Origin of the sequence: Planktotalea sp. (genome assembly GCF_049680325.1) — a bacterium.
GTDB lineage: Bacteria > Pseudomonadota > Alphaproteobacteria > Rhodobacterales > Rhodobacteraceae > Planktotalea.
In genome coordinates this window covers 1-15,243 of record NZ_JBAUHO010000208.1, presented here as the reverse complement: position 1 = coordinate 15,243, position 15,243 = coordinate 1, and the positions used below count along the sequence as shown (strand labels likewise).

The 15,243-nt window shown below is 55.5% G+C and carries 13 protein-coding genes; 9 read left to right on the top strand and 4 right to left on the bottom strand.

The features are described 5' to 3' along the window. From queA to uvrA, 7 genes are all read left to right on the top strand, one after another. Nucleotides 1–939 (top strand): tRNA preQ1(34) S-adenosylmethionine ribosyltransferase-isomerase QueA (queA, locus tag WBC85_RS09470; RefSeq protein ID WP_424435837.1); only part of this gene is annotated, 939 nt, incomplete at its 5' end. A 96-nt stretch (nt 940–1,035) separates the two neighbouring features. After that, nucleotides 1,036–2,301 (top strand): MFS transporter, encoded by a 1,266-nt coding sequence (locus WBC85_RS09465; RefSeq protein WP_424435834.1) that lies wholly within the window; start codon nt 1,036–1,038, stop codon nt 2,299–2,301. A gap of 96 nt (nt 2,302–2,397) precedes the next feature. Further along, complete coding sequence (locus tag WBC85_RS09460) at nt 2,398–2,979, top strand: DUF924 family protein (RefSeq protein ID WP_424435843.1); 582 nt, start codon at nt 2,398–2,400, stop codon at nt 2,977–2,979. Nucleotides 2,980–3,077: 98 nt separating this feature from the next. Continuing rightward, complete coding sequence (gene lpdA, locus WBC85_RS09455; protein WP_424435831.1) at nt 3,078–4,472, top strand: dihydrolipoyl dehydrogenase; 1,395 nt, start codon at nt 3,078–3,080, stop codon at nt 4,470–4,472. A gap of 95 nt (nt 4,473–4,567) precedes the next feature. Further along, nucleotides 4,568–5,128 (top strand): methyltransferase domain-containing protein, encoded by a 561-nt coding sequence (locus WBC85_RS09450; RefSeq protein WP_424435828.1) that lies wholly within the window; start codon nt 4,568–4,570, stop codon nt 5,126–5,128. A 3-nt stretch (nt 5,129–5,131) separates the two neighbouring features. Continuing rightward, nucleotides 5,132–6,337 carry an MFS transporter gene (locus WBC85_RS09445; RefSeq protein WP_424435825.1) on the top strand — a complete coding sequence of 402 codons (1,206 nt, stop codon included), beginning with the start codon at nt 5,132–5,134 and terminating at the stop codon, nt 6,335–6,337. A gap of 154 nt (nt 6,338–6,491) precedes the next feature. Continuing rightward, complete coding sequence (gene uvrA, locus WBC85_RS09440) at nt 6,492–9,380, top strand: excinuclease ABC subunit UvrA (RefSeq protein ID WP_424435822.1); 2,889 nt, start codon at nt 6,492–6,494, stop codon at nt 9,378–9,380. A 3-nt stretch (nt 9,381–9,383) separates the two neighbouring features. On the opposite strand, the gene WBC85_RS09435 is transcribed toward uvrA, so the two are convergent. The 4 genes from WBC85_RS09435 to WBC85_RS09420 form a co-directional block, all read right to left on the bottom strand. Next, nucleotides 9,384–10,691 (bottom strand): HlyC/CorC family transporter, encoded by a 1,308-nt coding sequence (locus WBC85_RS09435; protein WP_424435819.1) that lies wholly within the window; start codon nt 10,689–10,691, stop codon nt 9,384–9,386. A 100-nt stretch (nt 10,692–10,791) separates the two neighbouring features. Then, the gene (locus tag WBC85_RS09430; protein WP_424435816.1) at nt 10,792–11,736 is read right to left on the bottom strand and encodes a site-specific tyrosine recombinase XerD; all 945 of its coding nucleotides are present in this window, start codon (nt 11,734–11,736) and stop codon (nt 10,792–10,794) included. Beyond that, nucleotides 11,733–13,286: a hypothetical protein gene (locus WBC85_RS09425; RefSeq protein WP_424435813.1), complete on the bottom strand. Its 1,554-nt coding sequence runs from the start codon at nt 13,284–13,286 to the stop codon at nt 11,733–11,735. Before WBC85_RS09425 ends, WBC85_RS09430 begins: the two co-directional genes overlap by 4 nt. After that, complete coding sequence (locus WBC85_RS09420) at nt 13,273–13,425, bottom strand: hypothetical protein (protein WP_424435810.1); 153 nt, start codon at nt 13,423–13,425, stop codon at nt 13,273–13,275. The genes WBC85_RS09425 and WBC85_RS09420 overlap by 14 nt, the downstream gene beginning before the upstream one ends. 135 nt (nt 13,426–13,560) lie before the next feature. Here WBC85_RS09420 and WBC85_RS09415 point away from each other — a divergent pair, with 135 nt between their 5' ends. Together WBC85_RS09415 and aroB are read left to right on the top strand one after the other, a co-directional pair. Continuing rightward, nucleotides 13,561–14,115, top strand: a complete 555-nt coding sequence (locus WBC85_RS09415; protein ID WP_424435840.1) for a shikimate kinase — start codon at nt 13,561–13,563, stop codon at nt 14,113–14,115. Beyond that, a complete protein-coding gene (gene aroB, locus WBC85_RS09410; protein WP_424435807.1) occupies nt 14,105–15,223 on the top strand; it encodes a 3-dehydroquinate synthase in 1,119 nt (372 codons plus the stop codon). The genes WBC85_RS09415 and aroB overlap by 11 nt, the downstream gene beginning before the upstream one ends. The last annotated feature ends 20 nt before the right edge of the window (nt 15,224–15,243 follow it).

The following is a 15,243-nucleotide window of genomic DNA, read 5'->3' as shown; positions in this document are numbered from 1 at the left end:
GTCTATGACTTGCCCGATATTTTCCAGCCGGGCGATCTTTTGGTTCTGAATGATACCAAGGTCATCCCCGCGCGCCTTTTCGGATTGCGCAAACGCGAAAGCGAACATGGCTCTGGTGAAGCACAGATCGAAGTGACATTGCTGGAACCTAGCGCGCAGCAAGGGGCGTGGCTCGCGCTTATCAAGCCATTGCGAAAGATCAAAGAGGGCGAACAGGTCACATTTTCGCCAGCTCTAAGCGCGACTTTGATGTCTAAAGAAGACGGTCAAGGCACGCTGGTTTTCAATCTGGTGGGCGATGATTTCGATGCGGCTTTGGCACAGGCTGGCGCGATGCCGTTGCCGCCCTATATAGCGGCGCGCAGACCTGCGGATGCACAGGATAAACAAGACTATCAAACTGTTTTTGCTGCCCATTCAGGCGCTGTCGCCGCGCCCACGGCGTCGCTGCATTTTGACGATGAACTGCTGGAACAGCTGAAGGCGCGCGGCGTTGAGTTTGCGTATGTGACCTTGCACGTCGGGGCGGGCACGTTCCTGCCTGTAAAGGTCGAGGACGTCACGAGCCATAAAATGCACGCCGAATGGGGGCAGGTGGGCGCAACCGCCGCTGCACAAATCGCCAAGGCCAAGTCCGAAGGACGTCGCGTTATCCCCGTGGGAACCACAGCCTTGCGCCTGATCGAAAGCGCTGCCGCTGCAAGCGGTGAAATCGCACCATGGGAAGGGGAGACGGATATTTTTATTTATCCGGGCTTTTGCTTTCATGTCGCAGATGCGCTGATGACAAATTTCCATCTGCCCAAAAGCACCTTGATGATGCTCGTCTCGGCGCTGATTGGCAAAGAACGGGTCGATGAAATCTATGCCCACGCCATTAAGAACGGATATCGTTTCTTTTCCTATGGCGATAGTTCGCTCCTGATCCCTCACTCTTAAAGGCGTGCGCAACACATAGCATGTCGCGCCTGTACCAGACCTGCTATATCAGCAGGTCTACACGCTGTTATTTTAGACTTAAAAGGCAGAGCCGTAATGTTTTCAGTTCTTTCAAACTCATGGGCTCTCCTTCTTGGTATGATGCTTCTAATGCTCGGCAACGGCTTGCAAGGTACATTGCTTGGTGTGCGCGGAGAAATCGAAGGCTTCTCAACCTTCCAGATGTCCCTGGTCATGTCGGCTTATTTTATTGGCTTTCTGGGCGGTTCGCGACTTGCCCCTGAAATGATCCGCCGCGTTGGACATGTCCGCGTCTTTGCCGCGCTCGGCTCAATGATTTCTGCCGTTCTTATTCTGTATCCCGCACTCGCCAATGCCGAGGCATGGATGGTCGGGCGGATCATCATCGGGTTCTGTTTTTCCGGCGTATATGTGACCGCTGAAAGCTGGCTGAACAATTCGGCGACCAATGAAACACGCGGGCAAGCGCTTTCGCTTTATATGATTGTCCAGATGATCGGGATCGTCGCCGCGCAGGGTGTTCTATTGCTTGGCGATCCGTCGGGCTACACGCTTTTTATTATCCCGTCCGTTCTGGTTTCCGTTGCGTTTGCGCCGATTTTGCTGTCGATCCAACCCACACCTGCGTTCGATACAACCAAGCCGATGACGCTGAAACAGCTCTACAATGTGTCACCACTGGGCGTCGTTGGCATGTTCTTGCTTGGCGGCGTCTTCTCGGCGCAATTCGGTATGGCGGCGGTTTACGGCGGTAAAGCTGGGCTGACGATCCCGCAGATTTCGCTTTTTGTATCTGCATTCTATATCGGCGCATTGGTGCTTCAGTACCCGTTGGGATGGTTTTCAGATCGCATGGATCGGCGGGTCTTGATCCTTGCGACGGCGGTCCTGGGTGGTTTCGCAGCGTTGATTGCTATTTTTTGGGGTGGGAACTTCAATCTTCTGTTGGCGTCGGCATTCATTGTCGGTGGAACGTCCAACCCGCTTTATTCCTTGTTTCTGGCCTATACGAATGACTTTCTCGAACACGAGGATATGGCATCGGCGTCGGGCGGGATGGTTTTTGTCAACGGTTTGGGCGCGATTTCTGGTCCCATTATCACAGGTTGGTTGATGACGAACCTCGGGGCAGGTGCCTTTTTCGGGGTAATTTCATCGCTGATGTTGGCGATCGGTATCTATGCCGCGTTCCGTATGACCCAGCGTGCCGCGCCGTCTGTAGATGACACGTCCGGATTTCAATCGATTATGCCGTCCTCATCGCCCGTTTTCGTTGAAGTTGCCCGGGAAATCGCGATTGAAAATGCGATTGAGGAGCAATTGGATGAAAATTCCCCCTGATTGTGTCGCATTTGACGTATTTTGTTATTAGGCACAGCGGTTAAGCTGATTGTAACACTTATATGACGAATTCGCGCAATTGGGAGAATTGGAATGATTGCGGCCCCGGAAGACATTTTAAGTTTTTGGCTAGATGAGAAATCTCCCGCCGATTGGTATAAATCGGACGAGAGCTTGGATCAGGAAATCCGTGATCGTTTTGAAGCGACATGGGACGCGGCGATGCAAGGCAAGTTCGGGCTTTGGCTGACCTATCCTAGCGGGGCGCTGGCCTATATCATTCTGATGGACCAGTTCTCGCGCAATATGTTCCGCGATACGAGCAAGGCATTTGCGTCTGACAGGGCTGCACTGGCAGCGGCTAAGGTTGCGATTGATCGCCAATGGGACATGCGCATCGAAGAACCTGCACGCCAGTTCTTTTACATGCCTTTGATGCATTCTGAAAACCTTTGCGATCAGGAACGTTGCATCCGCTTGATGAAAGAGCGCATGCCAAAAAGCGGTGATAGCAACCTTTTGCATGCGAAAGCGCACCGCGAAGTGATCCGCCGTTTTGGCCGTTTTCCCTATCGCAATGCAGCGCTGGACCGTCGCTTTACCAATGTTGAAAAAGACTACGTCAAGAATGGCGGTTACGGCTCTACCGTCAAGGAATTGCAGCGCGTTAGCGCTTAGGCAAATCCGAAAAAGGCAGGTATTGGATAGGAGCAGCTTAGGCTGCTCTTTTCTTTTGCGCTGCCGCTGGGTAGCCTAGTCGAAAAGGGGGGCACGCAATGGGCGCGGCGCAATTTGATATGATCGTCATTGGAGCAGGGCCGGGCGGCTATGTTGCAGCCATTCGCGGTGCGCAGCTTGGCCTCAGCGTTGCTATTGTAGAGCGCGCGCATATGGGCGGCATCTGCCTCAACTGGGGCTGCATCCCGACCAAGGCGATGCTGCGTTCGGCGGAAGTGTTCCATCTGATGCACCGCGCCAAGGAATTCGGCCTTAGCGCGACGGGTATCGATTACGATCTGGATGCCGTCGTCAAACGTTCGCGTAAAGTGGCAGGGCAGTTGTCGGGTGGCATTAGCCATCTGATGAAAAAGAACAAAATCCATGTTGTAATGGGACAGGCGCGTCTAGGCGGCAAAGGCACCGTCTTGGTTGAAACCGACAAAGGTGTAGAGACGTTAACGTCAAAGCACATCATCCTTGCAACAGGCGCGCGTGCGCGCGAACTGCCGGGGCTTGAGGCCGATGGCGATTTGGTTTGGACCTACAAACATGCCCTGACGCCGCCGCGCATGCCCAAAAAGCTGCTCGTGATCGGCTCTGGCGCTATCGGGATCGAGTTCGCCAGTTTTTATAACACGCTAGGCTGCGACACGACTGTCGTCGAGGTCATGGACCGCGTGTTGCCTGTGGAGGATGCAGAAATCAGCGCCTTTGCGAAGAAAAGCTTTGTCGCGCAAGGCATGAAAATCCGTGAAAAGTCGATGGTGAAGCAACTGGATCGCGGTAAGGGCAAGGTCACGGCACATATCGAGACAGGTGGCAAAGTCAGCAAGGAAGATTTTGACACTGTAATTTCCGCCGTTGGCATTGTCGGCAATGTAGAAGACCTTGGTTTGGAAGACGCTGGCGTCAAACTGGATCGCACCCATGTTGTGACCGATGAATATTGCCGCACGGGCATCGACGGGCTTTATGCAATTGGCGATATCGCGGGGGCACCATGGCTTGCCCACAAAGCCAGCCACGAGGGCGTGATGGTTGCCGAACTGATCGCGGGACAAAAAGTGCACCCGATCAAGCCCGGTTCTATCGCCGGATGCACCTATTGCCATCCTCAGGTGGCAAGCGTCGGCCTGACCGAAGCGCAGGCCAAGGACGCCGGGCTTGAGATCAAAGTCGGGCGTTTCCCGTTCATGGGCAACGGCAAGGCGATTGCATTGGGCGAGCCTGAAGGTTTGGTGAAGACCGTGTTCGATGCAAAAACGGGCGAGCTACTCGGCGCGCATATGGTTGGGGCAGAGGTGACGGAACTGATCCAGGGCTACGTCATTGGCCGCCAGCTTGAGACCACCGAAGAAGATCTGATGCACACCGTCTTCCCGCATCCGACCTTGTCCGAAATGATGCATGAAAGCGTGCTGGATGCCTTTGGGCGCGCGATTCACTTCTAAGCGGTGGCGGAACCCTTCAAGGGTTCCGAACTGATTTCCTTGAAGGAAATCAACGCCATCGAAGAAAGCGAACGTAAAGCGGAGAAAGATAGACAATGCCTTCCCTCAACCGGATCGAAATGCGCAGGATCAGTCGCGCATGGCTTAAGGAACTGCCGCTCAACGGCATGTCCGTCGCCGAGATTTCGGGGCAGTGGGGGCAGTACTTCAATTTTGCCAGCTATGAGCAGTTTCGCTACCCGGAGCACGACATCTGCAAAGGCCCCTTTGAGGGCGAGGATGGGCGTGCGCGCAAGTTTGATCTGATTATCGCGGATCAGGTCTGGGAGCATCTGGATCGCCCGTACGCAGCTACCAAAAACGTAAAGAAAATGATGAAGCGTGGATCGTATTTCTATATTGCAACCCCGTTCTTCATCCCGTTCCATGCGGCCCCGCAGGATAATTCGCGTTGGTCTGCGCGTGGGCTGAAGAACCTGCTTATTGAATGCGGATTTGATGAAACAGCGATCAAGACGGGCCAATGGGGTAATCGCGCGGCTGCGCTGCGAAACCTAGAACCTGAATGGCCACCAGAGCACAATCCCGACACCGACGACCTTGGCAATGATCCGGATTTTCCGATCACGGCCTGGGCCTTGGCACAGAAAATCTAGCGCTTGGATCGTTTGGCCCCCCGCACCGATTATGTGATTGTTCTCCTTGTCTGGATGGCTGGCCTTGGCGCGGCTGCGCAATTTGGCAAGATTGCGATTTCCCTGACGGCGTTCCGCGATGTCTATGACGTTGGCGAGGTGGCGCTTGGCTTCCTGATATCCTGCGTTGGCGCCGTTGGGCTTACGCTTGGGGTCTTGGGCGGTATTTTAATCACCCGCGTCGGCATTCGGCGGGCCTTTGTCACGGGGCTGATCCTTGCTGCGGTGCTGTCTGCACTGCAGGCTTTACTGCCGCCATACCCCTTGATGATCGTTTTACGTGTTCTGGAGGGGGCAACGCATCTGGCAATCGTCATTGCGGGCCCGATCCTGATGGCGCGCCATAGCTCCGACGCCGCGCGCCCCGCAGTTATGACCCTTTGGAGCAGCTTTTTCGGCCTGTCCTTCATGCTGATTGCCTTGCTTGCGCCGCCGCTTTTGCGCGCAGGTGGTTTGCCTTTGCTCTTGCTGGCCCACAGCGCCTATATGCTGACACTTGCCTTGGCGCTTTGGCGGTATTTGCCTGCGCCGATTGCCCCGCATGAAAGCGCGCTGCAAGATGTTCCTCTGACCCTGATTGGCATTCTGCGCCTGCATTTGAGCATTTACCGCTCGCCCGTAACCAATGCCGCAGCGCTTGGCTTTGTCTGGTACACCGCGACCTATATTTCGGTGTTGACCTATTTGCCGGTTTTTGTCGCTGAGAGCCAACGCAGCGGCCTAGCAGCAAGCCTGCCGCTCGCTTCGATTTTGACGTCGTTAACCCTTGGAATCTTGCTGCTGAGATATGTGAGCCCAGTGCGTGCGGTTCAGATCGGGTATGTATTGACGGCTCTGGCCGCGCTGCCTTTGCTTTTCTTTTTCGGCAACGATGCCGCTTTCATAATTGCCTGCTTGTTATTGATGGGGGCCACCGGCTTTGTCCCCGGGGCAAGTTTTGCGACGCTCGCCGCACTGAATATCTCGGATGAAGGGCGCGCCCATGCCACTGGCGCGCTGGCGCAAATGGGGAATGTGGGCACCACTTGCGGGCCGCCGATCCTTGCGGCAATCATTTTGGCGGCAGGCGTGAGCGGCGTCGTTATCTTCGTTTTGTTGCTCAGCTTGTGCGGCGTTGCTGTGCATGAGGTGCTTTCGCGCCGCCGTGCGCGCGGTGCATCCTTGATCTGAAAAGACTGGGCCAGGCACCCCCATTTCACGCAAATGACAAAACTTCCGAACTCCTTCGCAATAAACACATGTGTTCGCGCATTGTTCTTGTTTTCTTATTGGATTTCCTGCACGAATTACCTAGGTGTTAACCGTCTGAAGTTCCGGGGGCGAAATGGCCGAGTTAAAAAATATCGAAGTACGCGGTGCGCGCGAGCACAACTTGAAGTCGATTGACGTGGATATTCCACGCGATCAGCTCGTTGTGATTACGGGTCTTTCCGGTTCGGGAAAATCATCGCTTGCCTTTGATACGATCTATGCAGAGGGCCAGCGCCGCTACGTTGAAAGCCTGAGCGCCTATGCACGTCAATTCCTTGATATGATGCAGAAACCTGATGTGGATCACATCAGCGGCCTTAGCCCTGCGATCTCGATCGAGCAGAAAACGACGTCTAAAAACCCGCGCTCAACCGTTGGGACAGTTACCGAAATTTACGACTACATGCGCCTGTTATTCGCACGCGTTGGTACACCGTATTCCCCGACGACTGGCAAGCCGATCGAAGCGCAGCAAGTGCAGGATATGGTTGATCGGATCATGGCAATGGAGGAGGGCACGCGCGCCTATCTTTTGGCCCCGATCATTCGCGACCGCAAAGGCGAATACCGCAAGGAATTCATGGAGTTGCGCAAGCAGGGTTTTCAACGTGTGAAGGTTGATGGCGCGTTTTACGAGCTGGACGAACCACCCACGCTGGACAAGAAATTCCGCCATGACATTGACGTTGTCGTGGACCGGATTGTTGTGCGCGAGGGCCTTGAAACCCGCCTTGCCGACAGTTTGCGCACCGCGCTTGATCTGGCGGATGGCATCGCGATTGTGGAAACCGCCCCAAGTGAAGGCGAGCCGGAGCGCAGCACGTTCTCCGAAAAATTTGCCTGCCCTGACAGTGGGTTCACGATCCCAGAAATCGAACCACGTCTGTTCTCTTTCAACGCGCCTTTCGGGGCCTGCCCAACCTGTGATGGGTTGGGAAAAGAGCTGTTTTTTGACGAACGTCTTGTTGTGCCGGATGCGGATCTGAAAATTTCTGACGGTGCTTTGGCCCCATGGCGCAAGGGCAAGTCGCCGTATTTCTTGCAAACGATTGAGGCCATCGCGAAACACTATGAATTTGACCAGAACACCAAATGGAAAGACCTGTCCGAAAAGGTGCAACAGGTCTTCCTGTATGGTTCTGGCACAGAGGAAATCCCGTTCCGCTATGACGAGGCTGGCCGTGTCTATCAGGTGACCCGAGTGTTCGAGGGTGTGATCCCGAATATGGAGCGCCGATATCGCGAAACCGACAGCAATTGGATTCGCGAAGAATTCGAGCGTTATCAAAACAATAGACCCTGTGGTTCATGTGAAGGCTTCCGTCTGCGCGAAGAGGCCTTGGCGGTAAAGATCGGCCCTGTTTCAGGGCCAGCGGAAGAGCGCCTGCACGTGGGGCACGTCGTGCAAATGTCGATCAAAGAGGCCTTTGATTGGTGTGCGTCGGTCCCGCAGAACCTGACGGTTCAAAAGAATGAAATCGCCGTCGCCATCCTCAAGGAAATCCGCGAGCGTTTGGGTTTTCTTAACAACGTGGGTCTAGAGTATCTTACCTTGTCACGTGCAAGCGGCACGCTCAGTGGCGGGGAAAGCCAGCGGATCAGATTGGCCAGCCAGATCGGTTCGGGCCTGCAGGGGGTGCTATATGTTCTGGACGAGCCGTCCATCGGCTTGCACCAGCGCGACAATGATCGCTTGCTTGGCACGCTGAAAAACCTGCGCGATCAGGGCAATACCGTGATCGTTGTCGAACATGATGAAGAGGCGATCCGCGAGGCGGATTATGTCTTTGATATCGGCCCCGGGGCGGGTGTGCATGGCGGTCAGGTTGTCTCGAAAGGCACGCCGGCAGAGATTATTGCCGATGAAAATTCGATCACGGGACAATACCTAAGTGGTAAGCGCCAGATCGAGGTGCCAGCAAAGCGCCGTGCGGGAAATAAGAAGAAAATCAAGGTGGTGAAGGCCACAGGGAATAATTTGCAGAACGTGACGGTTGAATTCCCACTTGGTAAATTCGTTTGTGTGACTGGTGTTTCTGGCGGTGGTAAATCGACGCTGACGATTGAAACGCTGTTCAAAACCGCCTCGATGCGTCTGAACGGCGCGCGCCAGACACCTGCGCCCTGCGAAACGATCAAAGGGCTGGAGCATCTGGACAAGGTCATCGACATTGACCAGCGCGCAATCGGGCGTACACCGCGTTCGAACCCTGCGACCTACACAGGCGCATTTACCCCGATCCGCGATTGGTTCGCAGGCCTGCCCGAAGCCAAAGCGCGCGGGTATAAACCCGGCCGGTTCAGTTTCAACGTCAAAGGCGGCCGCTGCGAGGCCTGTCAGGGTGATGGCGTCATCAAGATCGAAATGCACTTCCTGCCTGACGTATATGTTGAATGTGAAACCTGCAAAGGCGCGCGTTATAATCGCGAAACGCTGGAGGTGACATTCAAAGGCAAAAGCATCGCGGACGTGTTGAACATGACGGTTGAGGACGCTCAGGATTTCTTCAAAGCGGTGCCAAGTATTCGCGAAAAGATGGACGCGCTGATGCGCGTTGGCCTGGGTTACATCAAGGTCGGCCAACAGGCGACGACGCTTTCTGGCGGTGAAGCTCAGCGCGTGAAGCTGTCCAAAGAACTCAGCAAACGTTCAACGGGTCGCACGCTCTATATTCTGGATGAGCCGACCACTGGTTTGCACTTCGAAGATGTGCGCAAACTATTGGAAGTGCTGCATGAATTAGTCGATCAGGGCAATTCCGTGATCGTGATCGAACATAACCTCGACGTGGTGAAAACCGCCGATTGGGTGATCGACATTGGCCCGGAGGGCGGTGATGGCGGCGGGGAAGTGGTGGCCGTAGGCACGCCCGAAACCATCGCCGAAGAGCCACGCAGTTATACGGGGCAATACCTAAAGCCGATGTTGGAAACTGCCGCGAAACGTGTCGCGGCAGAATAAGCGTTAGAGCGGTCTGATCTTTAACTGGGTGATCCGGTTGCCCTTGCGGCCAATGACCTCAAAGCGGAAGCCGTGAAAGCTGAAGACTTGTCCTTCGGTCGGGATCATCTGCGCCTCGTGAATGACAAGGCCTGCGACTGTATTGGCTTCCTCATCGGGCAGCGACCAGTCGACGGCGCGATTTAGATCGCGGATCGTCATTGCGCCGTCGATGCTGTAGTGGCCATCTTCATCCGCAACCAGGGTTGCATCCTCATCAAGGTCGAATTCATCTGTGATTTCACCGACGATTTCTTCGAGAATATCTTCCAGCGTAATCAACCCCTGCAGGGTGCCGTATTCATCAACCACCAGTGCGAAATGGGTGCGACGGCGCAGGAAGTTGCGCATTTGATCGTCTAGCGTCGTTGTCTCGGGCACGAAGTATGGGGTCATCGCCACTTCGCGAATATCGAATTTCGTCAATCCCGCGACCGAGCCTGTTTCCGGATCAATCAAGCGATGCATTGCGCGCAGCAGGTCTTTGGCGTGAACCATTCCAATGATGTTTTCCGGCTCGCCATCAAAGACGGGCAGGCGGGTGTGACGGCTTTCAAGACATTGGCTGAGTATGCGCGCAGGATCAGAGGCGGCATCAATCATTTCGATGCCAGAGCGATGCAACATGATTTCTTCAACCGTGCGCTCGCCCAGATCAAGCGCGCCAAGAATGCGGTCGCGATCTTCCTTTTCAACAACGCCTTCCGAGTGACCTAGGTTAAGCGCGCCTTCGATTTCCTCGCGCACAGCCAGAATGTGACTGTCCGGGTCGGTCTGAACGCCAAACAGGCGCAAGACACCGCGCACCAGCCAGCGCACTGCGCTGACCATGGGCGAGAAAACTGTAATAACCAGACGAATAATCGGTGAAACAGCGGCAGCGGCACGCTCGGCGTTGGTAATCGCGTAGGTCTTTGGCAGAACTTCTGCAAAGATCAGAACCAAAAGCGTCATCACCAAAGTTGCCAAGGCAACGCCGTTGTCGCCAAAGGCGCGGGTGAACAAGGCGGTCGCCAGCGATGTGGCGAGGATGTTCACCAAGTTGTTGCCAAGCAGAACCGAACCGATCAGTCGTTCGTTGTCTTCTGTAATGTCCAAGGCCTGCTGTGCGCCGCGCGATCCTTTGTCGGCCTGCGTGCGCAGTTTGCCACGCGAGGCTGCGGTCAGCGCCGTTTCAGAGCCAGAGAAAAATCCAGACAGCACCAGCAAGAACAGGATTGCCCCTGCGGTCATCCAAAAGGCGCTATCTAAAACAGTGGTACTTGGGTCCATCGGGCGTGTCTCTCCTTATGCTTTACGTCTTATGGGGGCGCGGGCGCGCCACTTCAAGAGACGCAGGAAGACAACGATTGAAACCGGGCGTTTTGCACCGTTATTCGTCGTCTTTGGCAAGCGGATGGTGCGTAAGCACCAGTTCTTGCAAACGGGCCTCAAGCACATGTGTGTAAATTTCTGTTGTTGCCACATCAGCATGGCCAAGAAGCGTCTGGATCGAGCGCAGATCAGCCCCGTTTTCAAGCAGATGCGTCGCGAAAGCATGGCGTAAAGTGTGCGGGGTCACCTTTGAGGGCATAACGCCTGCGTGTACGGCCATTTCCTTGATAAGGATATAAAAGCGGTGGCGGGTCAAATGACCTTCCTTGCCGCGCGACGCAAAGAGGAAGCGTGACGCAGCTTTGCCTTTGGATCGCGCGTCGTCTTGAATATCTTCCCAAACAGCAAGCCATTCGATCAGCGCATCGCGCGCGGGCGGGGATAACGGAACCATCCGTTCCTTGTCCCCTTTGCCACGAATAAGCAGCATCCGTGGATTGCCACGCGCAGCCGCAACAGGAAGCGAGACCAATTCGCTGACCCGCATGCCCGTCGCATAAAGCAGTTCCATCAAACAAGTATTTCGCACGCGGTCATGGGGAGAACGCCCAACCTCGCGCGCCGCGGCGAGCAAACCATCCACTTCCGCCATGGACAGGGTTTTAGGCAGCCGCTTTTCGCGCCCGGGCCCAGCAATCTGAATCGCCGGATTGTCGCTTCGCCAGCCTTCTTCAAACCCGAACCGATACAGCTGCTTGATCGCCGACAAACGCCGCGCCCGCGTTGACTTTGCCAGCCCTTGAGCATCACAAAAGATCAGATAAGCCTCAACATCATCGCGTGTTGCGGCATCAAAGGTGCACTTGCGTGCAGCCAGCCAGCCTGCGAAATCCTTAAGATCACGCGCATAGGCAAGCTGCGTATTATTTGCCGCGCCAAGTTCGGCCGCCTGCGCATCCAAAAATGTTGAAATCCAGCGCAGGTGCTCTGAGGTGGCGCTCATCCTTGATCTCTACCCTCAATAAGCAACAGTTGAAGCGCCGTGCGGCGCACGGTGTCTTCCAACCCGACGCTGCGCAAAAAAGCCAACCCGCTTTGCAAGGCACCGGGATCACCCGTGGCACCCGTCGCGGCCAGGGACATGGCGCGCAGTATCGCTTCGCCCAACTGACCTTCCTTGGCCATATCGCTTAGAAACTGCGGCGCATTCGATGAATCAAAAGCCGCCGTGATCGCGTTGCTAAGGGCATGGGGGCCGCCTGAAACCGGCTCGCCTGTCGCCACGGCCTGCGCCGATTTTAGCGCAGGATCACTTGTTTCACGCGACGCTGCTTGTTCATAGAGCGGGGAAAGCAATGCGATACGGGTAACAAGATCAGCATCGGCGCCCGCGCTCGGCAGGCGCATAAGACCCTGCGCAAACAAGGTCGCAAACGGAATTTGCAATCCTGCGTTTTCCATCTGTGTCCATGCGCGCCGGGTTTGTTTGAGAACGGCGACAGGATCACCCGCATTCAATGCAGTCTCAAGGCGCTGAATCGCTTCGACACGGTCCCAAATGCCGCCAGATGCCGAGGGGATACGACTACTGTAAATCCCGAGTAGACGGTTTTCAGAAATAGCCCCGACACGGGCAAGGCGCTCGGCCGCTTCCAGTTGCGGCTTCCAACCGGCATCGCCCGTTAGATCGGTTGCTGCAAAGGCGCGGGGCAATGCGGTTGTTGGAAGCGCTTCGCCAATGGCCTCGAACAATCGAAACTGTAGCACGCTTGGACGCGCGGGCGGGGCAGGGATTAGAACGTCCTCAAATAGTTCCGGGTCCAGAAAACGCTCCAACAAGGTGACGTCGATCGCATTGAGGGCACCGATGGCGTCCGCCGTGGACAAGGTCAGCGCCGCGCTATCCCAGTTTTCGGATTGAACGTCGCAATATATACGCCTTGCAAGATCACGGCTAAGCGCGGGATCTTTGGATAGCGCCGCGCAGGGCTGGGCGGCATCGCCGTTTAACAAGGCCACATCAAAATAAAGATCAAACAGATCAACATGCGCTGGATCAGAGCGATCCAAAAGCGCAGACGCTGGATCAACAGCACCCAGTTCAAACAGCTTTTTCACCCGCGCACGCATGAAACTGGCGTCTCGTTCATCGCTTGGCGGATCCGCCTCTGCCAGCAATAGGGTATAAAGCAGGGATTGCAGCGCGGGCTGGGCATCAACCTTCAATGCGGTCAGAAGCGTCGCGACGCTGTCTGCATCGCTTTGCACCCAGAGTTGGCGAGGCAATCCTGTAACATTCGACGGCAAAAGCCCTGCCGCCGCGCGCACCGGCGCACCGAGGGGCGTTACTGTAACTTCAGGCGTGGTGATAGAGCCCGCGACGGGCGGCTCATCAATGACGACTTTGTCGGGCTTGGTCAGTGGAACCACGACTTGCTTGGGCCGCTTTTCCAGCCATTCGATTGCGGACAGCGGATCAGTCGCGAAAGCCGCGCTACCTGCGCCAAAAGCAAACAAGGCCGCCAGATAAATGCGCGCGCTAGTTTTCGCCATTCACGTCCACCGGAATGCGTATTTCTTCTAGCGGCGCTGAAAAATCAGCGCCGAAGAACGGGCCAACGTAGGCATATGCAACAAGTGCAATGCCTGCGAGAATCGCGAGATAGATCAACCATTTTAAGATGCGCCCCATAGTGCCTGATCCTCGCCTGCCTGCCGTCTTTTGTCACGTTTATATATGGTCTTTTCGGCAAGTTCACGTCATTGAATAGATCAATTCGAAATTTGGCGGGCATTGGCCGACGCGAAGGCGACGGAATTGGAACGTATGGTCTGGAAATTGCACAAAACGGTGGTTTTGGTCGGCATGATGGGTGCCGGCAAGACGGCTGTGGGCAAAGCACTGGCCACAATCCTTGGTGTTCCATTTCTTGATTCGGACGCGGAAATTGTCAGCGCCGCCAATATGAGCATTGCCGAGATTTTCGAACGCGATGGCGAGCCGTTCTTTCGCGCCCGTGAAAGCGAAGTGATCGCGCGACTTCTGGAGGGCACACCATGTGTCCTATCTACGGGAGGGGGCGCATTCCTGGCCGAACGCAACAGGCAGCTGATTTCCCAAAAGGGTATTTCGATTTGCTTGCAAGCCTCGCTTGATCTGCTTTGGAGCCGTGTTCGCCACAAGGACACGCGCCCTTTGCTGCAAACACCTGATCCCTATGCAACGCTGCAATCGCTTTATAACGCACGTTCGGGAATTTACGCGCTGGCGGATATTTCGGTTCAGGCCGACGCGACTTATTCGATAGAAGATATGGGACAGCAAGTAGCGCAGGTTTTGCGCCAGCGTCCCGATGTTTTGGAGTGCAAAGATGACGCCTGAAGTCGTTCACGTTCCGCTCGACACGCGCGCCTATGATGTGCGTATTGGCCCGGGGTTGATCGCACGCGCGGGCGCTGAAATCGCGCCGCTGCTGGCACGTCCTCGCGTCGCGGTTGTCAGTGAAACCCGCGTTGCAGCATTGCATTTGGAAAGCCTGCGCGCGGGCCTTGCGGCGCAAGGGATCGACATGGTCGCGCTCGAACTGCCTGCGGGCGAGAGCACAAAAGCATGGCCGGAATTTTCGCGATGCGTTGAATGGCTGCTGGAAAACAAGATCGAGCGCCGCGATATCGTCATCGCGCTTGGCGGCGGCGTCATTGGTGATCTTGTCGGCTTTGCTGCTGCGGTTCTGCGCCGTGGCATCCGCTTTGTTCAGGTTCCGACATCGCTTTTGGCGCAGGTCGATAGCTCGGTCGGGGGCAAAACAGGGATCAATGCGCCCCAAGGCAAGAACCTGATTGGCGCGTTTCATCAGCCTGCTCTGGTGCTGGCAGATACGGATGTTCTGAACACACTTTCAAAACGCGATTTCCTCTCAGGTTACGGCGAAGTCATCAAATACGGCATGCTTGGCGATGCGGATTTCTTCGAATGGCTGGAGATTCACGGCCCTGATCTGCTTGCCGGGGATGAAGCCGCACGGATCGAGGCGGTGCGCCGCTCTGTGCAAATGAAGGCTGACATTGTTCTGCGCGATGAGACAGAGCAAGGCGATCGTGCGCTTTTGAATCTTGGGCACACATTTTGTCACGCTCTGGAATCCGCAACAGGCTATTCGGATCGTTTGCTGCACGGCGAAGGTGTGGCAATCGGTTGCGCGTTGGCGTTCGAGCTTTCTGCGCGCCTTGGCCTTTGCTCGCAGGAAGACCCAAGCCGGGTGCGCGCACATTTGTCAAAGATGGGAATGAAGGTTGATCTTGCCGATATAGAGGGCGATCTGCCTGATGCGGCTGCGCTGCTCGATCTGATGGGGCAGGACAAAAAGGTGATTGACGGCCAGTTGCGCTTTATCCTCGCGCGCGGGATCGGCGATGCTTTTGTGACCTCTGATGTTCCCAGAGAAAAGGTTCTGGCCCTATTGCAAGATGCTCTTGCACAGCGCTCTTAGGTTTCCTCTCTCTGCTAAAT

Excerpts from the sequence above, each read along its gene's own strand:
- WBC85_RS09435 (WP_424435819.1), bottom strand. The coding sequence starts at position 10,691 with ATGGACCCAAGTACCACTGTTTTAGATAGCGCCTTTTGGATGACCGCA.
- WBC85_RS09430 (WP_424435816.1), bottom strand. The coding sequence starts at position 11,736 with ATGAGCGCCACCTCAGAGCACCTGCGCTGGATTTCAACATTTTTGGAT.
- uvrA (WP_424435822.1), top strand. The coding sequence starts at position 6,492 with ATGGCCGAGTTAAAAAATATCGAAGTACGCGGTGCGCGCGAGCACAAC.
- aroB (WP_424435807.1), top strand. The coding sequence starts at position 14,105 with ATGACGCCTGAAGTCGTTCACGTTCCGCTCGACACGCGCGCCTATGAT.
- lpdA (WP_424435831.1), top strand. The coding sequence starts at position 3,078 with ATGGGCGCGGCGCAATTTGATATGATCGTCATTGGAGCAGGGCCGGGC.
- WBC85_RS09420 (WP_424435810.1), bottom strand. The coding sequence starts at position 13,425 with ATGGGGCGCATCTTAAAATGGTTGATCTATCTCGCGATTCTCGCAGGC.
- WBC85_RS09425 (WP_424435813.1), bottom strand. The coding sequence starts at position 13,286 with ATGGCGAAAACTAGCGCGCGCATTTATCTGGCGGCCTTGTTTGCTTTT.
- WBC85_RS09465 (WP_424435834.1), top strand. The coding sequence starts at position 1,036 with ATGTTTTCAGTTCTTTCAAACTCATGGGCTCTCCTTCTTGGTATGATG.
- WBC85_RS09415 (WP_424435840.1), top strand. The coding sequence starts at position 13,561 with ATGGTCTGGAAATTGCACAAAACGGTGGTTTTGGTCGGCATGATGGGT.
- WBC85_RS09450 (WP_424435828.1), top strand. The coding sequence starts at position 4,568 with ATGCCTTCCCTCAACCGGATCGAAATGCGCAGGATCAGTCGCGCATGG.